General features: G+C 57.3%; 14 protein-coding genes. All 14 read left to right on the top strand.

The genetic code is table 11. The annotated features are described in order from the left end of the window. Positions 1 to 383: 383 nt before the first annotated feature. Positions 384 to 1,820, top strand: coding sequence for a sensor histidine kinase (locus ACMV5I_RS10465; protein ID WP_024484266.1), 1,437 nt, complete (start codon positions 384 to 386; stop codon positions 1,818 to 1,820). A gap of 3 nt (positions 1,821 to 1,823) precedes the next feature. Continuing rightward, positions 1,824 to 2,705: a two-component system QseEF-associated lipoprotein QseG gene (qseG, locus tag ACMV5I_RS10460; RefSeq protein WP_414824277.1), complete on the top strand. Its 882-nt coding sequence runs from the start codon at positions 1,824 to 1,826 to the stop codon at positions 2,703 to 2,705. Beyond that, positions 2,702 to 4,042 (top strand): two-component system response regulator GlrR, encoded by a 1,341-nt coding sequence (glrR, locus tag ACMV5I_RS10455; RefSeq protein ID WP_021178888.1) that lies wholly within the window; start codon positions 2,702 to 2,704, stop codon positions 4,040 to 4,042. The genes qseG and glrR overlap by 4 nt, the downstream gene beginning before the upstream one ends. Before the next feature lie 99 nt (positions 4,043 to 4,141). Beyond that, a complete protein-coding gene (locus ACMV5I_RS10450) occupies positions 4,142 to 5,764 on the top strand; it encodes an NAD+ synthase (RefSeq protein WP_411568856.1) in 1,623 nt (540 codons plus the stop codon). A gap of 13 nt (positions 5,765 to 5,777) precedes the next feature. Beyond that, a complete protein-coding gene (glnB, locus tag ACMV5I_RS10445) occupies positions 5,778 to 6,116 on the top strand; it encodes a nitrogen regulatory protein P-II (protein ID WP_004847623.1) in 339 nt (112 codons plus the stop codon). 351 nt (positions 6,117 to 6,467) lie between these two features. Next, entirely contained in the window at positions 6,468 to 7,391 is a 924-nt protein-coding gene (locus tag ACMV5I_RS10440) for a LysR substrate-binding domain-containing protein (RefSeq protein WP_121607579.1), read from the top strand. Positions 7,392 to 7,502: 111 nt separating this feature from the next. After that, positions 7,503 to 8,966 (top strand): gamma-aminobutyraldehyde dehydrogenase, encoded by a 1,464-nt coding sequence (locus ACMV5I_RS10435; RefSeq protein WP_414824276.1) that lies wholly within the window; start codon positions 7,503 to 7,505, stop codon positions 8,964 to 8,966. Between the two features lie 76 nt (positions 8,967 to 9,042). Further along, on the top strand, positions 9,043 to 10,194 hold the full coding sequence (gene ydcS / locus ACMV5I_RS10430; protein WP_414824275.1) for a putative ABC transporter substrate-binding protein YdcS: 1,152 nt from the start codon (positions 9,043 to 9,045) through the stop codon (positions 10,192 to 10,194). A 160-nt stretch (positions 10,195 to 10,354) separates the two neighbouring features. Continuing rightward, positions 10,355 to 11,383 carry an ABC transporter ATP-binding protein gene (locus ACMV5I_RS10425; protein WP_414824274.1) on the top strand — a complete coding sequence of 343 codons (1,029 nt, stop codon included), beginning with the start codon at positions 10,355 to 10,357 and terminating at the stop codon, positions 11,381 to 11,383. 1 nt (position 11,384) lies between these two features. Next, positions 11,385 to 12,329, top strand: a complete 945-nt coding sequence (locus ACMV5I_RS10420; protein ID WP_021807702.1) for an ABC transporter permease — start codon at positions 11,385 to 11,387, stop codon at positions 12,327 to 12,329. Further along, positions 12,319 to 13,125 carry an ABC transporter permease gene (locus tag ACMV5I_RS10415; protein ID WP_021178881.1) on the top strand — a complete coding sequence of 269 codons (807 nt, stop codon included), beginning with the start codon at positions 12,319 to 12,321 and terminating at the stop codon, positions 13,123 to 13,125. The genes ACMV5I_RS10420 and ACMV5I_RS10415 overlap by 11 nt, the downstream gene beginning before the upstream one ends. A gap of 49 nt (positions 13,126 to 13,174) precedes the next feature. After that, a complete protein-coding gene (patD, locus tag ACMV5I_RS10410) occupies positions 13,175 to 14,599 on the top strand; it encodes an aminobutyraldehyde dehydrogenase (RefSeq protein ID WP_414824273.1) in 1,425 nt (474 codons plus the stop codon). A gap of 95 nt (positions 14,600 to 14,694) precedes the next feature. Further along, on the top strand, positions 14,695 to 16,605 hold the full coding sequence (locus ACMV5I_RS10405) for an NAD(P)-binding protein (protein WP_414824272.1): 1,911 nt from the start codon (positions 14,695 to 14,697) through the stop codon (positions 16,603 to 16,605). Then, positions 16,602 to 17,783 (top strand): c-type cytochrome, encoded by a 1,182-nt coding sequence (locus tag ACMV5I_RS10400; protein WP_414824271.1) that lies wholly within the window; start codon positions 16,602 to 16,604, stop codon positions 17,781 to 17,783. Before ACMV5I_RS10405 ends, ACMV5I_RS10400 begins: the two co-directional genes overlap by 4 nt. The last annotated feature ends 29 nt before the right edge of the window (positions 17,784 to 17,812 follow it).

Below are 17,812 nucleotides of genomic sequence, written 5' to 3'. Positions count from 1 at the left end.
ATAACAGACGCGCAAGCGACTTTATCAAGCATCGGACGACACGTGGAGTGAGGCACCGCCTAGTATCCAACTGTGATGATATGTTCATCAATCCCGGATACTTTTTGGATGCTATTCGTCCTGATCAGATGCCAGCCTAGTGCTACATCACCTGGGGACGAGGAGTAAGGGCATCCACATATTCCTTGCGATGGGGCATCATGCCCCAGCGTCAACATCCAAACCGCATTGCCTCCGTAATTTCCCTCGATACGTTCTCAAACCACATCAGTTTCCTCTTTTGGGATAACGCGTTTTTGCTTATCTGAACGCCATTAATCCGCTGCCGGGCTTTTCTCTCCCCGGATTGTCGGTTAGCATCTGGGCAGACTAGAGATAATGAGATGATTTCTTTGAAAAGATGGCGTCTATTTCCACGCTCGTTGCGCCAATTGGTCGTAATGGCGTTCCTGCTGGTGCTGTTACCGCTGCTGGTATTGGCTTATCAGGCCTACCAAAGCCTGGATCATCTCAGCGCGCAGGCGGCGGATATCAACCGTACGACGTTGGTGGATGCCCGCCGTAGTGAGGCAATGACCAGCGTGGCGCTGGAAATGGAGCGCAGCTATCGCCAGTATTGCGTACTGGTCGATCCGACCCTGGAGCGGCTGTACCAGAACCAGCGTAAACAGTATTCACAAATGCTGGATGCCCACGCCCCGATCCTGCCGGACGAACGTTACTACCAGACACTACGTAAACTGCTGACTCAGCTTTCTACCATCAAGTGCCAGAGCAGCGGGCCGGACAAGGACGCTTCACTGCTGTTAGAGTCTTTTTCACATTCCAACGCCGAAATGGTCCAGGCCACCCGTACCGTGATCTTTTCCCGTGGGCAGCAACTGCAGCAGGCGATCGCCGAGCGTGGCCAATACTTTGGCTGGCAGGCGCTGTTGCTGTTCCTGGTCAGCGTGCTGTTGGTGGTGCTGTTTACCCGCATGATTATCGGGCCCGTCAAGGCCGTTGAGCGTATGATTAACCGCCTGGGGGAAGGGCGGCCCATCGGCATGACGGCATCCTTTAAAGGCCCGCGTGAACTGCGTTCTTTGGCTCAGCGCATTGTTTGGTTGAGCGAGCGCCTGGCCTGGCTGGAATCGCAGCGCCATGAGTTCCTGCGCCATATCTCCCATGAGCTGAAAACGCCGCTGGCCAGCATGCGTGAAGGCACCGAGCTGTTGGCCGATGGTGTGGCAGGCCCGCTCACCTCCGATCAGAAAGAGGTGGTGGCGATCCTCGACCAGAGCAGCCGCCATCTGCAATTGCTGATTGAGCAACTGCTGGATTACAACCGCAAACTGGCCGATGGCCCGTCGGAACATGAAAACGTCGAGCTGGAAGAACTGGTGGACATGGTGGTCGCCGCCCACAGTTTGCCGGCACGTGCCAAGATGATCCGCACGGAAGTCAAACTTGAGGCGGAAATCTGCTGGGCAGAGCCTACGCTATTAATGCGCGTACTGGATAATCTCTACTCCAATGCGGTGCACTACGGCAAGGAATCCGGTAACATTTGGATCCGCAGCCGCCAGGTCGGCCAGCGGGTACAGATTGACGTTGCCAATACCGGCAGCGCGATCCCGCAAGCGGAAAGAACCATGATTTTTGAGCCTTTTTTCCAGGGGAGTCACCAGAGAAAAGGGGCCGTTAAAGGAAGCGGACTGGGGCTGAGCATTGCACAGGACTGTATTCGCCGCATGCGTGGCGAATTGACATTGGTGGATCTCGCCGATGCCGACGTCTGCTTCCGTATTGAATTGCCATTAACCGCCGAGAATGAATAAATAATGTACACAGGGTCTAATCGCGCTTATCAATCGCAGACCGAAGGTTCACCGCGTGTTTCTCTACGCGCACCGCTCGGCAAACATTCGCTTTCTTTTTTGGGCACGATCCTTTTTGCCCCGTTTCTGCTGATCGGCTGTGTCGATCGTGCCGTCAGTAGCGGCCCGGCCCAGCAGCAACAGGAAGCGATCCCGGATACCAAGGTGGTGGATTACCGCATTGCGTCTTGCGATACGTTATGGCAGCTTGACGAAAAAGAAGCCTTGGAAAACTCACTCTTTTGGCTGCGGGCGATAGACTGCGCCGATCGTATCGGCTCCACGCAGGCCAGAGCGTTAGCGAAAACCCTGCCGGGCAACAATTGGCAGAACGTGTTCAAGCAAAGCATTTTGCTGGGCAGCGCTGAGCCGAGCTCGAACGAGCGCCGCCAGATCATCGATCGTCTGAACAGCTATCGCCTCGAATTCCCTAACTCGCTGCGCCCATTGCTGCAACTGTGGCGTCAGCAGCAGGCGTTGCAAGTGAGCCTGTTTGACGAGCGGGCGCGTTACCAGCACCTGCAGGAAAGCTCAGACAGCCAGATCGATTCGCTGCGCCAGAACCAGATCCATCTGCAGAGCCAGTTGCAGGAGACATCCCGCAAACTGGAGAACCTGACCGATATCGAACGCCAGCTCTCGTCACGCAAGCAACTGCAGGGAGAAATCCCGGAAAGCAGCGTGGCGCAGCCTAAAGCAGATGCCGCAGGCAAGCCCGCAGCGCCCGCCAAAGCGGCCGAGTCCGCAGAGCCAGCCCCGGTGACTGAAACCGGAACCGCCTTGCCGGTAGAGCCGGAAGAGACCTACACGCCGCCCGCGGCTAACAAGGAGTCCCCAGCGCAATGACAGCTCGCAAACCGGCCAATCTTTTGTTGGTTGACGACGATCCCAGCCTGCTTAAACTGTTGGGAATGCGCCTGACCAGCGAAGGTTTTCACGTTACCACGGCGGAAAGCGGTCAAGAGGCTTTGCGCCTGCTGGCCCGCGAAAAGATCGACCTGGTGATCAGCGATCTGCGGATGGATGAAATGGACGGTATGGCGCTGTTTGCCGAAATCCAGAAATACCAGCCGGGGATGCCGGTGATCATTCTGACTGCCCACGGTTCTATCCCAGACGCGGTGGCGGCGACCCAACAAGGGGTGTTCAGCTTCCTGACCAAGCCGGTCGATCGTGATGCGTTGTATAAGGCGATCGATGAAGCGTTGTCGCTGTCGTCGATCCCTGCCGGTGATGACAGCTGGCGTGAGGATTTTGTCACCCGTAGCCCGATTATGCTGCGGTTGCTTGAACAGGCCAAGATGGTCGCCCAGTCGGACGTCAGCGTGCTGATCAATGGCCAGAGCGGCACCGGCAAAGAGGTGCTGGCACAGGCCATCCATGCGGCCAGCCCACGGGCCAAAAAAGCCTTTATCGCCATCAACTGCGGTGCGTTGCCGGAGCAACTGCTGGAGTCGGAGCTGTTTGGCCATGCCAAAGGGGCGTTCACCGGTGCCGTCAGCAGCCGTGAAGGCTTGTTCCAGGCGGCAGAGGGGGGCACGCTGTTCCTGGATGAGATTGGCGATATGCCGCTCTCGCTGCAGGTAAAATTGCTACGCGTGTTGCAGGAACGCAAGGTGCGCCCACTGGGCAGCAACCGCGATCTGGATATTGACGTACGCATCATTTCCGCCACCCACCGCGATCTGCCGAAAGCGATGGTAAAAAACGAGTTCCGTGAAGATCTCTATTACCGTCTGAACGTGGTTAACCTGAAAATACCGGCGCTCAACGAGCGAGCCGAAGATATCCCGCTGCTGGCCAACCATCTGCTACGTGCTTCGGCGCTGCGCCACAAACCTTTTGTACGCAGCTTCTCCTCCGATGCCATGAAACGCCTGATGACCGCCAGCTGGCCCGGCAACGTGCGCCAGTTGGTGAACGTGATCGAGCAGTGTGTGGCATTGACCACGGCGCCGGTGATCAGTGAAGCGCTGGTTGAGCAGGCGCTGGAAGGGGAAAACACGGCGCTGCCAACCTTTGTCGAGGCGCGCAACCAGTTTGAATTACACTATCTACGTAAACTGTTGCAGATCACCAAGGGTAACGTCACCCAGGCCGCGCGCATGGCGGGCCGTAACCGTACTGAGTTCTATAAATTGTTGTCGCGCCATGAACTGGATGCCAACGATTTCAAAGAATGATGTTTTCTTTTCTGAACCTGCATGCGCAGGTTCTCAACAAAGTAGCCGGAATGATTTACACTCCGGTTTCTTTGTTGTGGCATGGCAGACCATAGAGATATGAGCAGATCACTTTCCATTGCGTTGGCCCAGCTGAATTTGCTGGTGGGCGATATTGAAGGCAACAGCGAGCGCATGTTGCAAACCGTGCAGGAGCAGCAGAAGGCGGGAGCCGATCTGGTCATGTTCACTGAACTGGCGCTGTCCGGCTATCCGCCGGAAGACCTGCTGTACCGTGATGATTTCTACCAGCGTTGCGATACTCAGCTAAGCCGCTTGCAGCAGGCCTCCGCCGATGTGGCAATCCTGGTTGGCCACCCGTGGCGTGAAGACGGCAAACTGTATAACGCGCTGTCATTGTTCTCTGAGGGGGCTTTGCAGGCTCGTTACTTCAAGCAACAGCTGCCTAACTACGGCGTATTCGATGAGAAGCGCTATTTCCATGCGGGCGATAAAAACTGCGTGGTGGAGCTGAAGGGCTACCGCCTGGGGCTGCTGATCTGCGAAGACCTGTGGTTCCCGGAACCGGTCGATGCGGCGAAAGCGGCGGGGGCAGAGATCCTGCTGTCGATCAACGCTTCCCCGTATAACCGTGAAAAGCCGTATATCCGCAAAACCCTGATGGCGGGCCACTGCCAGCGTACCGGTCTACCGTTGGTCTATCTGAATCAGATCGGCGGGCAGGATGAACTGATTTTCGACGGCTGTTCAAAAGTCTTTGATGCCACTGGCAAAATGACTCATCGTCTGGCGGCTTTCGCCGAGCAGGTGACTCTGCTTGAGTTCAAAGGCCTGGAAGTGGTGCCGATGACGGCTCCGGCAGCAGAGTTGCCACAGCTGGCGCAGGTGTATGAAGCGCTGGTGCTGGCCGTACGCGACTATGTGACCAAGAACGGTTTCAAAGGCGCTGTGCTGGGCTTGTCTGGCGGGATCGACTCGGCACTGACCCTGGCGATCGCCGTGGATGCGTTGGGCAAAGACAAGGTTCAGGCCTTGATGATGCCGTTCCGCTATACGGCAGATATCAGCATCGCCGATGCCAAGGAAGAGGCCGAAATCCTCGGCATCGAATTTGACATCGTCTCGATTGAACCGATGTTCGACGCCTTTATGGGCCAGCTCGCCCCGATGTTTGCTGATACCGCACGGGATACCACTGAAGAAAACCTGCAGGCCCGCTGCCGTGGCGTGGTGCTGATGGCCTTGTCTAACAAACGCGGTAGCATCGTGTTAACCACGGGTAACAAAAGCGAGGTGGCTGTCGGGTATTGCACGCTGTATGGTGATATGGCCGGTGGCTTCGACGTATTGAAAGATGTGCCGAAAACCCTGGTGTTCAAGCTTTCCGAATACCGTAATACTGTCTCCTACGTGATCCCTCAGCGGGTGATCGATCGTCCACCGTCTGCTGAACTGGCGCCGGATCAGCTCGATCAGGACAGCCTGCCACCGTATGACATTCTGGATGCTATTCTGGAAGGTTATGTCGAGCGCGATAAATCGGTTGCCGATCTGGTTGCTGAGGGCTTTGAAGAAGCCGTGGTGCGCAAGGTGATCCGCCTGGTGGATATCAACGAGTATAAACGCCGTCAGGCCGCCGTCGGGCCGCGCATTACCGCTCGTAACTTTGGCAAAGACCGCCGCTACCCGATCACCTCCGGCTTTGGCCGTAAAAATTGGTAATTAAGGAATAAAAATGAAAAAAATTGACGCGATTATCAAGCCCTTCAAACTGGATGACGTGCGTGAAGCACTGGCCGAAGTAGGCATCACCGGCATGACGGTGACAGAAGTGAAAGGCTTTGGTCGCCAGAAGGGCCATACCGAACTGTACCGTGGTGCCGAGTATATGGTCGACTTCCTGCCAAAGGTTAAAATCGAGATCGTAGTGGCTGACGATATCGTGGACACCTGTGTGGAAACCATCATGCAGACGGCGCAGACCGGTAAAATCGGCGACGGTAAAATCTTTGTCTTCGACGTGGCCCGTGTGGTGCGTATCCGTACCGGCGAGCAGGACGAAGAAGCGATTTAATCGCAGACTGTGGAACGGGCGCAGCATGCGGCGCCCCTACGGTCAAACACTTGCGACTCCTATCCAACAACATTCCCATCCCCAGGCTCACCATGCTACGTCCGTTTGGTTGCGTCTGGTGGTTTTTGTGCATCTTGCGACTCCCCCCATTCGGCAACATTGTCATGCCCAGGCTCAAAGCGTAGGGGCGCTGCATGCTGCGCCCATTTGGTTACGTCTGGCGGTTTTTGTGCACTCCCTCCCTCTTTGCGTTCTAAAAAAGCGAACGATATCGCGTTTTTCACACATTTCCTGATGGCTTGCCGGTGAGCATCTACACTCAAACCAACTGTTTTGTTTGAGGTTGCTACCATGATGACGTTACGCCAAATCCGCCATTTTATTGCCGTGGCCGAAACCGGGTCGATCTCGGCGGCGGCGCAGGCGGTGTTTGTGTCACAGTCTTCGCTCACGCTGGCGATCCAGCAGTTGGAAACCGACATTGGCGTCCGGTTGTTCGAGCGCCACGCCAAGGGAATGAACCTGACCCACCAGGGGCACCAGTTCCTGCGCCAGTCGTACCTGATCCTGGCAACGGTGGATAATGCCAAGCGCAGCCTGCAACTGGGCACCGAAAGCCTGAGTGGCAAATTGACCATCGGCGTCACCAGCCTGGTGGCGGGGTATTTCCTGGTGGAGCTGCTCAAGCGCTTCAAGTCTGCCTATCCCAATGTAACCATCCAGGTGGTTGAGGACGAACGGCCCTATATCGAGCATTTGCTGGTGAGCGGTGAAATTGATATCGGGGTGCTGATCCTGTCGAACATTGAAGACCGCGATGCCTTACAGACCGAAGTGCTGATGCACTCCCCGTATCGCCTGTGGCTGCCGCCGCTGCACCCGCTGCTGGAGCACGAAAGCATCGGTTTGGCAGACGTGGCCAAACAGCCGCTGATCCAACTCAACGTTGATGAAATGGACGTTCATGCCCGGCGCATCTGGGGGCGAGCGGGCCTGAAGCCGGAGATCGCCATGAAAACCGCCTCCACCGAAGCGGTGCGCAGCCTGGTGGCAGCGGGCATGGGCATTGCCATCCTGCCGGATATGGCTTACCGCGCCTGGTCATTGGAGGGCAATATGATTGAAGCGCGCAAACTGGTGGATTTGCTGGAACCGCTGGATATCGGCCTGGCCTGGCGGCGTGGCAGCGCACGGCCTGAATTGGTGACGCCATTCCTCACCATTGCACGTGAGAACAGCAAAACCAACATGACCGGCCTCAAGCCTTCGATTTAATCGAACGCTGCCTTCAGTATTTAGAATTTGTTGTCCGCAGTGCGCTCGCTTAGTCTGATTAAAACTAACTTATCACATTTAGTTAACGTTTTTGTCACATGAGGCGGCGCAATGGCAGAGCTACAGTTGGTTTCAGGTTTGTCCTGTCGGCAATTCATTAACGGCGAGTCGGTCGAGGGTGAAGGCCATCAGGAGACCATTGTTAATCCTGCCAACGGTGAAACCCTGGTTTCCATTGCCGAGGCAACGCCAACCCAGGTGGGGCAAGCAGTTGCCGCCGCGCAGCAGGCATTTTCCCACTGGTCACGTACCACTCCCGCTTTCCGAGCAACAATCCTGCTGCGTATTGCCGATGCCATCGAACGGCAGGCAGAACATCTGGCGCGCCTTGAAGCGCTGAACTGCGGTAAACCTTTCCATCAGGCACTGAACGACGATCTCCCCGCTGCCATTGACGTATTCCGCTTCTTCGCCGGGGCCGTGCGCACCCAGCAAGGCCAGTTGGCTGGTGAATATGTTGAGGGCCACACCTCAATGATCCGGCGTGACCCGATCGGCGTGGTAGCCTCCATCGCGCCATGGAACTATCCGTTGATGATGGCGGCCTGGAAGATTGCTCCGGCGCTGGCTGCGGGCAACACCGTAGTATTCAAACCCTCCGAACATACCCCATTGACCATTCTGGCCTTGGTGCCTGCGTTGCAGGAAATCCTGCCGCCAGGCGTGTTGAACATTGTCTACGGCGGTGGCGAAGGCGTAGGCAGCCATCTGGTTGGTCATCCGCAGGTTCGCTTGGTTTCGGTTACCGGCGATATCGTTACCGGGCAAAAAATCTTGCAGGCGGCGGTCAAAAGCGTTAAGCGCACCCATCTGGAACTGGGCGGAAAAGCCCCGGTGATCGTCTGTGACGATGCCGATCTGGATGAGGTCGTCAGCAGTATCCGCACCTTCGGTTACTACAATGCCGGGCAGGATTGCACCGCGGCCTGCCGCATTTACGCCCAGGCCGGCATCTATCCGAAGCTGGTGGAAGCCTTGGGGGAAGCTGTCGCCAGCCTGCGTTTTGCCCGCAAGCGCGACGAAGATAATGAAATCGGCCCGCTGATCAGCAGCCGCCAGCGTGACCGGGTGGCCAGCTTTGTCGAACGGGCTCTCAGCCAACCACATATCGAATTGATCACTGGCGCGGCGGCGCACTCCGGCCCCGGTTTTTACTACCAGCCCACGCTATTGGCTGGTTGCCTGCAAACCGATGAAATCGTCCAGCGTGAAGTGTTTGGCCCGGTGGTCAGCGTGACGCGTTTCGACACCCTGGAGCAGGCGGTGACCTGGGCCAATGACTCCGAATACGGCCTGGCCTCCTCGGTGTGGACACAGAATATCGACCGCGCGCTGCACATCGCGGCGCATCTGCAATATGGCAGCACCTGGATCAATACCCACTTTACGCTGGCGAGCGAAATGCCCCACGGTGGTTTAAAGCGCTCCGGCTACGGCAAAGATCTCTCCAGCGATTCATTACAGGATTACAGCGTTGTCCGGCACGTGATGGCGAAGTTCAAGGCTTCCTTCTAGCCACTCGGCCGATAAAAAATCGGCGGCAACCGTTCCTTGCCGCACTTTAAACATACGCAACACCGAGGTAATTACGATGGGAAAAACACACGCAATCACCACAGTCACCGCGCTCTGTATGACGATCCTTTGCGGTATGGCTCAGGCCGCCGATGCGCCGCAGCAGTTGGGCAAAGGGGAAGGGCGGTTGGACATCATCGCCTGGCCCGGTTACATCGAACGTGGTCAGTCCGACAAGAATTACGACTGGGTGACCCAGTTTGAGAAACAGACCGGCTGTGCGGTGAATGTGAAAACCGCTGCGACCTCGGATGAAATGGTCAGCCTGATGGCGAAAGGCGGTTACGATCTGGTGACCGCTTCCGGCGATGCCTCGTTGCGCCTGATCTTCGGCAAACGCGTGCAGCCAATCAATACCGCGCTGATCCCTAACTGGAAGAATATCGACCCACGCCTGTTGAACGGCCCTTGGTACAACGTGGCGGGCAAAACCTACGGTACGCCGTATCAGTGGGGGCCAAACCTGCTGATGTATAACACCAAAACCTTCCCGACGCCGCCAGACAGCTGGGCCGTGGTGTTCCAACAACAAAGCCTGCCGGATGGCAAGACCAATCAGGGTCGGGTGCAGGCTTACGACGGCCCAATCTACATCGCCGATGCGGCACTGTTCCTGAAAGCCACTCAACCCCAGCTTGGCATCACTGACCCTTACCAACTGAACGAAGAGCAGTATCAGGCGGCACTGAAACTGCTGCGTAGCCAGCACGCGTTGATCCACCGTTACTGGCATGACACCTCGGTACAGATGAGCGATTTCAAAAACGAAGGCGTGGTGGCCTCCAGCGCCTGGCCATACCAGGCCAACGCCCTGAAAGGCGAAGGTCAGCCTATCGCTACCGTATTCCCGAAAGAAGGGGTTACCGGCTGGGCGGATACCACCATGTTGCACGCCGAGGCTAAGCATCCAAGCTGCGCCTACCAGTGGATGAACTGGTCGCTGGAACCGAAGGTACAGGGTGACGTCGCGGCCTGGTTTGGTTCGTTACCAGCAGTTCCAGTAGGTTGCAAAGCCAGCACCCTGCTCGGTGACAAAGGGTGTGAAACCAACGGCTTCAACCAGTTCGACAAGATTGCCTTCTGGAAAACGCCACAGGCTGAGGGCGGCAAGTTCGTCCCTTATAGCCGTTGGACCCAGGATTACATCGCCATTATGGGCGGTAGATAACTATCACTGTTCTCACCTGCGAGCGCCAGACGTCTCCCCTGTGGGGGACCGATCGAGTTTGCTGAGATGACCTTTTTACTTCCAAAAGAGCAGGGACTAACAGCTCCCTCTCCCTTTGGGAGAGGGTTGGGGTGAGGGGCAACATTTTGGAGCGTACATCATGACCATTGCTGTGCAGTTTATCGATGTCTCGCGCATTTTCGGCGATGTTCGCGCCGTAGATCGGGTTTCTGTTGAAATACAGGACGGCGAGTTTTTCTCCATGCTTGGGCCTTCTGGCTCGGGTAAAACCACCTGCCTGCGGTTGATCGCCGGTTTTGAGCAACTGAGTTCGGGCTCCATCCGCATTCATGGGCAAGAGGCGAGCAACTTGCCGCCTTATCAGCGCGATGTGAATACCGTGTTCCAGGACTATGCGCTGTTCCCGCACATGTCGGTGCTGGAGAACGTGGCCTACGGCTTGATGGTGAAAGGCGTTGCCAAGCGTGAGCGGCTGGCGCGGGCGAATCAGGCGTTGGAAAGCGTGGCGTTGGGGTTCGCCGCCGAGCGTAAACCGGCGCACCTTTCCGGTGGCCAGCGTCAGCGCGTAGCTCTGGCCCGTGCATTGGTTAATCGTCCACGCGTCCTACTGCTGGACGAGCCGCTCGGGGCGTTGGATCTGAAACTGCGCGAGCAGATGCAGGGGGAGTTGAAGAAGCTGCAACGCCAACTCGGCATCACCTTTATCTTCGTCACGCACGATCAAAGCGAAGCCCTGTCGATGTCCGATCGGGTGGCGGTATTTAACAATGGCCGCATTGAGCAGGTAGATGCGCCTCGCGAACTGTATATGCGGCCAAGAACGCCGTTTGTTGCCGAGTTTGTCGGCACGTCCAACGTGGTACGCAGCGCACTGGCGGAGCGGTTGCTGGGGCAATCGGCCACCTTCTCGATCCGCCCAGAGCATATCCGCCTGTTGGATCAACGCGGGGCAGCGCAGGGGGAAGTTCAGGTTCAGGGTACCTTGCAGGATATCCATTACCAAGGAGCGGCGACACGCTATGAAATCGCCCTGAGCAGCGGTGAGAAACTGCTGGTCAGCCAGGCTAACCCACAGTGGCAGGCCGTGGCACAGCAGCGTCTGATCGGTCAGCCGGTCACCGCCTGTTGGGCCAGAGAGGCAATGGTACCGCTGCTGGAGGAGAGGTGAGATGGACATGAGCATCGAGCAGCCGGCAGCGCCCGGCGGTAAAATTCGCGCGATTTCAACCTACCTGTACCGCAAGCCAACGCTGTATCTGCTGTTGTTGCTGGTGCCACCGCTGCTGTGGTTTGGGGCTGTGTATCTTGGCTCGCTGCTGACCCTGCTGTGGCAGGGTTTTTACACCTTCGACGATTTCACCATGACGGTGACGCCGGATCTGACCTTCGCCAACCTTAGCGCGCTGTTTAACCCGGCCAATTACGACATCATCGTCCGTACACTGACCATGGCGGTAGTAGTTTCGCTGGCCAGTGCGGTATTGGCGTTCCCGATCGCCTATTACATGGCCCGATATACCAGCGGCAAGGTGAAGGCGTTCTTTTATATCGCCGTGATGATGCCGATGTGGGCCAGCTACATCGTTAAAGCCTATGCCTGGACGCTGTTGCTAGCGAAGGACGGCGTGGCGCAGTGGTTCCTGCAACATATGGGGCTGGAGCCGGTATTGGCGAGCATTCTGAGCATTCCCGGCGTTGGGGGGAATACGCTATCCACTTCCGGTCTTGGGCGCTTCCTGGTGTTTGTCTATATTTGGCTGCCGTTCATGATCTTACCGATCCAGGCGGCGTTAGAGCGCTTGCCACCTTCTTTGCTGCACGCTTCTGCGGATCTGGGCGCGCGCCCGTCCCAAACGTTCCGCTATGTGATCCTGCCGCTGGCGGTACCGGGTATCGCAGCCGGTTCCATCTTCACCTTTTCACTGACGCTGGGCGACTTTATCGTGCCACAGTTGGTGGGGCCGCCGGGCTATTTTATCGGCAGCATGGTGTATGCCCAACAGGGGGCGATCGGCAATATGCCGATGGCGGCCGCCTTTACGCTGGTGCCGATCGTCCTGATCGCCATTTATCTCTCGATTGTGAAACGCCTGGGGGCCTTCGATGCACTCTGAACGCGCGCCGTTAGGGCTGAAACTGGCCGCCTGGGGTGGCCTGATCTTCCTGCACTTCCCGATAGTGATTATCGCCATGTACGCCTTCAACACCGAAGACGCGGCGTTCAGCTTCCCACCGCGGGGTTTTACCCTGCATTGGTTCAGCGTGGCGGCGGGGCGGCAGGACATTATTGATGCGGTACTGCTTTCGGTGCAGATCGCCTGCCTGGCCACGGCGATTGCGCTGGTGCTTGGCACTCTGGCCGCCGCGGCGCTGTATCGCCGGGATTTCTTCGGCAAGGACAGCATTTCTTTGCTGCTGCTGTTACCTATTGCCTTGCCGGGGATTGTCACCGGTCTGGCATTGCTGGCGGCCTTCAAGGCGCTGAATATCGAACCGGGGATCATGACGATCGTCATCGGCCATGCCACCTTCTGCGTGGTGATCGTGTTCAACAACGTGATCGCTCGCTTTCGCCGTACCTCACACAGCCTGATCGAAGCCTCGATGGATTTGGGGGCTGATGGCTGGCAGACCTTCCGTTACGTGATCTTGCCGAATCTGGGCTCGGCACTGTTGGCGGGGGGCATGCTGGCGTTTGCCCTGTCATTCGACGAAATCATCGTGACCACCTTCACCGCCGGGCACGAACGTACGCTGCCGCTGTGGTTGCTGAACCAGTTGGGCCGCCCACGTGATGTGCCGATCACCAACGTGGTCGCGCTGTCGGTGATGGTATTGACGATGTTCCCGATCCTGGGCGCGTACTACCTGACCAAAGGCGGAGAGAGCGTCGCCGGTAGCGGAAAGTAATGCCTCAATCCCTAAATAGCTGATGCCAATATTTTCAAAGGATAACCTTATGCAAAGCCAACTGCTGATTAATGGTCAACTGGTTACCGGCCAGGGCGAAAAGTTGCCGGTCTACAACCCGGCGACGGGAGAAGTGATTGTGCACGTGGCCGAGGCCAGCGCACAGCAGGTTGAAGAGGCCGTGCAGGCCGCCGATGCGGCGTTTGAACAGTGGGGGCAAACCACCCCGAAAGAGCGCGCCGAACACTTACTGGCGCTGGCGGACGTGATTGACCAGCATGCTGAAGCCTTCGCCAAACTGGAGTCCCTCAACTGTGGCAAGCCTTATCACTGCGCGCTGAATGACGAACTGCCAGCGGTAGCCGATGTGTTCCGCTTCTTCGCCGGTGCCAGCCGTTGCCTGAGTGGCATGGCTGCCGGTGAATATCTGGCCGGCCATACCTCGATGATCCGCCGCGATCCGCTGGGCGTGGTGGCTTCGATTGCTCCCTGGAACTACCCGCTGATGATGGCCGCCTGGAAGTTGGCACCCGCGTTGGCGGCGGGGAACTGCGTGGTGATCAAACCTTCTGAACAGACGCCGCTAACCACCTTCAAGCTGGCCGAACTGGCCGCTGGCGTGTTCCCGCCGGGCGTGCTCAACGTGCTGTTTGGCCGGGGTGCCAGCGTGGGCGATGTGCTGACCGGCCACGACAAGGTGCGGATGGTGTCTCTTACCGGCTCTATTGCTACTGGCGAACATATCATTGCCCATACCGCGCCAAGCATTAAACGTACGCATATGGAGCTGGGGGGCAAAGCGCCGGTGATCGTCTTCGATGATGCCGATATTCAGCAGGTTGTTGACGGCATCCGCACCTTCGGTTTTTACAATGCCGGGCAGGATTGCACCGCCGCCTGCCGGATCTATGCGCAAAAAGGCATTTACCCACAACTGGTGAAAGCGCTGGGTGAAGCGGTGGCCAGCTTGAAGATCGGGCCACCGGAAGACAGCAGTACCGAATTAGGGCCGTTGATCACTTCCCAGCATCTGGAGCGGGTGATTGGCTTTGTTGAGCGGGCCAAAGCACTGCCTCATATCCAGGTGGTCACCGGGGGCGAAAAAGTCTCTGGCCCTGGCTTCTACTTCCAACCAACGCTGTTGGCAGGTGCGCGCCAGGAAGATGAGATCGTCCAGCGTGAAGTGTTTGGCCCGGTAGTGACGGTGACGGAATTCGACGACGAGGCGCAGGTGCTGGCCTGGGCCAACGCCTCCAATTACGGTTTGGCTTCCTCTTTGTGGACGCGTGATGTAGGGCGTGCCCATCGCTTTAGCGCGCGTTTGCAGTATGGCTGCACCTGGGTGAACACCCACTTTATGCTGGTGAGCGAAATGCCGCACGGCGGGCAGAAGCTGTCTGGTTATGGCAAAGACATGTCGATGTACGGACTGGAGGATTACACCACCATTCGCCACGTCATGTTCAAACACTAATCTGCTTGATCTGGCAGGATTTATACGCACAATAACGCGGCTCTCAGGCTGGCTTCGGCTGGCCTGATAATAATAAAGAATAAAAGGACGCTTTTATGGCTATCACCCGTCGCGATTTTCTTAATGGGGTGGCGATCACCATCGCCGCAGGGCTAACGCCGATGCAGATCCTGCGCGCATCGCCGCAAGCCGCCCATCAAACCCTGTATTACCCACCCGCGTTAACTGGCCTGCGTGGCAATCACCCAGGCTCATTCGAGCATGCCCACCAACTGGGGCGTGATGGCAAAACCTTTGATTTTGGCAGCCTGCCGATCGAGGAAGAATTCGATCTGGTGATCGTTGGCGCTGGCATCAGTGGCTTGGCGGCGGCCTGTTTCTGGCAGCAGATGAAGGGCAAACAGCAACGTATCTTGCTGATTGATAACCATGATGACTTTGGCGGCCATGCCAAGCGTAACGAATTCAGCAGCGAGAACGGCACCCTCCTCGGCTACGGGGGCAGCGAATCGTTACAATCGCCGCGTTCCAACTTCAGCCCGGTCGCCATGGGGCTATTGAAAAACCTGGGCGTTAGCCTGGACGGTATGGAAAAGGCCTTCGACACTACTTTCTACCCGGATCTGAATCTTAGCCGTGGCGTCTATTTCGATCGCCAGAACTTTGGCGTTGATAAGGTGGTGAGTGGCGATCCGGGCCGAGTGGTGGCGGATGATATTCCGCGTGACCGCCTCAATGGTCGCTCTTATGAAGATTTTATCAACGACTTCCCGTTGCCGCAGGCCGATCGTCAGGCCTTGATTGCGTTGCACACCGTCGAAAAAGACTACCTGCCGGGCCTGAGCCAGGAAGAGAAGATGGCCTGGTTGGACAAGCACAGCTATAGCCAGTTCCTGCGCGAGAAAGTGGGGCTGAGCGAAATGGCGATCCGCTATTTCCAGCAAACCACCAACGATTTTCAGGCCGTCGGCATTGATGCGACCTCATGCAGCGATGCCCGAATCTGTGATCTGCCGGGCCTGAGCGGCATGAACCTGCCGCCGCTGGATGAGGAATCGCAGGCCGATCTCGACGATCCCTATGTGTTCCACTTCCCGGATGGCAATGCCACGCTGGCTCGCCTGATGGTGCGCCATTTGATCCCGGCGGTGGCACCGGGTGGCAAAGATATGAACGACGTCATCCTGGCAAAGTTTGATTACAGCCAGTTGGATCGCCCCGAGTCTCCGGTAAAACTACGCTTGAACAGCACCGGGCTGCACGTGGCCAACGTGGGTGATAAGGCCGAGTTGGCCTATATCAACGGCGAGAAGATGGTCAAAGTGCGTGCCGGGCAGGTGGTGATGGCCGGTTACAACATGATGATCCCTTATCTGATCCCGGAAATGCCTCACGAGCAGCAAGAGGCCCTGAAGCAGAACGTCAAATCGCCGTTGGTGTACAGTAAGGTGGTGATACGCAACTGGCAGCCGTTTATCAAGCTGGGGGTGCACGAAGTCTATGCCCCGACTGCGCCTTATAGCCGGGTGAAACTGGACTACCCGGTAAGCATGGGGGGATATCAGCACCCACGCGATCCAAATCAGCCTATCGGGCTGCATATGGTGTATGTGCCAACATTGCCCGGCAGCGGCCTTAGCCCGCGTGAACAGTCGCGCAAAGGAAGAGCGCTGTTGCTAGGAACACCGTTTGAGGTACACGAGCAGATGATCCGTGAACAGTTGCAGGGCATGTTAGGTGATGCCGGATTTGATCATCAGCGGGATATTCAGGCGATCACCGTCAACCGCTGGTCGCACGGTTACTCCTATTTCCTCAACGGCATGTTCGATGATGAAGATGAGGCTAAAAAGATCATCGAAACCGCGCGGCAGCCGATCGGCAAGATCGTCATTGCCAATTCCGATTCCGACTGGAGCCCCTATGCCAACTCGGCGATCGATCAGGCTTGGCGAGCAGTGAATGAACTGGCTTACGGCAAAGTGGCTGCCAAGGAGGGGGTATGACATTACGTCCGTTGTATCTGATGCTGTTACTGGCTGGTGGCTCGGCTCACGCCATGTCCGCCGGTGAATACGTGGCCAAGGCAGGGGACTGTACGGCTTGCCATACGGCTCCGGGTGGTAAGGAACTGGCGGGTGGTATGAAGTTCCCCACGCCGGTAGGGGATATCTATGCCACCAACATCACGCCGGATAAGCAGCAAGGTATTGGCAGCTACAGCTTTGAAGAGTTCGACCGTGCCATGCGGCAGGGCGTGGCCAAAGATGGGCATCGTCTGTATCCCGCCATGCCTTATACCTCCTACGCCAAAATGAGCGAGCAGGACATGCGCGCTCTGTATGACTACCTGATGCACGAAGTCCCGGCGCAAGACACTGCCAACCGGGAAAGCGATATCAGCTGGCCGTTGTCCATGCGTTGGCCGTTAGCGGTATGGAATACGCTGTTCCATGAAGACCAAACCTATCAGCCAGACAGTAAGCAAAGCGCCCAGTGGAACCGCGGCGCCTATCTGGTTCAGGGGTTGGGCCACTGTGGCAGTTGCCATACTCCGCGCGGCTGGGCGATGCAGGAAAAAGGGTTGGATAACCAATCCCCTGAGTTCCTGAGCGGTGCAGAGTTGGATGGTTGGTATGCACCGAGCCTGCGTGGGTTGAAGCCGGATGATGTGGTTGCGCTGCTGAAAAGCGGCCGTAGCCAACATGCGGCCGTGGCCGGGCCGATGAGCGACGTGGTGGCGCACAGCACGCAATACCTCAGTGATGACGACTTAAAGGCTATCGCGCAGTATGTACACAGCCTGGAGATAGAGGCACCGAAACCTGTAGCAACTACGGCGGCATCAAGCGCAAGCATGGCTTCAGGCGGGCAGATCTATGCGATGTACTGTTCAACTTGCCATGGCAATAAGGGGGAGGGGAGCGACAACGTCATACCTGCTCTGGCGGGCAATCTGTCGGTGACGGCGGATAATCCGCTGACCGCCTTGCGCGTGGTGCTGGAGGGCGCGCATACGCCGGTCACCCAACATGCCACGGCGATCGTTATGCCGGGTTATGGCTGGGTGCTCAACGATCAGAAGGCTGCCGATCTGATGAGCTATCTGCGCGGGAGCTGGGGGAACCAGGCTGCGCCGGTGACGGCGGAGCAGGTACGGGATGCGTGGAAGCGGACTAAATAACAGGATCTAGGGGCGCAGCGTGCTGCGCC

Origin of the sequence: Serratia sp. T13T92 (genome assembly GCF_047530105.1) — a bacterium.
In the GTDB taxonomy this organism is placed as follows: Bacteria; Pseudomonadota; Gammaproteobacteria; order Enterobacterales; family Enterobacteriaceae; genus Chania; species Chania fonticola.
Note: the sequence above shows the minus strand (reverse complement) of the source record. Positions and strands in the feature narration are given on the sequence as shown.

Bases quoted from the DNA above. Each gene is read 5' to 3' on its own strand.
- ACMV5I_RS10425 (WP_414824274.1), top strand. From the start codon at position 10,355: ATGACCATTGCTGTGCAGTTTATCGATGTCTCGCGCATTTTCGGCGAT.
- ACMV5I_RS10415 (WP_021178881.1), top strand. From the start codon at position 12,319: ATGCACTCTGAACGCGCGCCGTTAGGGCTGAAACTGGCCGCCTGGGGT.
- ACMV5I_RS10400 (WP_414824271.1), top strand. From the start codon at position 16,602: ATGACATTACGTCCGTTGTATCTGATGCTGTTACTGGCTGGTGGCTCG.
- ACMV5I_RS10435 (WP_414824276.1), top strand. From the start codon at position 7,503: ATGGCAGAGCTACAGTTGGTTTCAGGTTTGTCCTGTCGGCAATTCATT.
- ACMV5I_RS10405 (WP_414824272.1), top strand. From the start codon at position 14,695: ATGGCTATCACCCGTCGCGATTTTCTTAATGGGGTGGCGATCACCATC.
- ACMV5I_RS10440 (WP_121607579.1), top strand. From the start codon at position 6,468: ATGATGACGTTACGCCAAATCCGCCATTTTATTGCCGTGGCCGAAACC.
- glrR (WP_021178888.1), top strand. From the start codon at position 2,702: ATGACAGCTCGCAAACCGGCCAATCTTTTGTTGGTTGACGACGATCCC.
- ACMV5I_RS10465 (WP_024484266.1), top strand. From the start codon at position 384: ATGATTTCTTTGAAAAGATGGCGTCTATTTCCACGCTCGTTGCGCCAA.
- patD (WP_414824273.1), top strand. From the start codon at position 13,175: ATGCAAAGCCAACTGCTGATTAATGGTCAACTGGTTACCGGCCAGGGC.
- glnB (WP_004847623.1), top strand. From the start codon at position 5,778: ATGAAAAAAATTGACGCGATTATCAAGCCCTTCAAACTGGATGACGTG.
- ACMV5I_RS10450 (WP_411568856.1), top strand. From the start codon at position 4,142: ATGAGCAGATCACTTTCCATTGCGTTGGCCCAGCTGAATTTGCTGGTG.
- qseG (WP_414824277.1), top strand. From the start codon at position 1,824: ATGTACACAGGGTCTAATCGCGCTTATCAATCGCAGACCGAAGGTTCA.
- ACMV5I_RS10420 (WP_021807702.1), top strand. From the start codon at position 11,385: ATGGACATGAGCATCGAGCAGCCGGCAGCGCCCGGCGGTAAAATTCGC.
- ydcS (WP_414824275.1), top strand. From the start codon at position 9,043: ATGGGAAAAACACACGCAATCACCACAGTCACCGCGCTCTGTATGACG.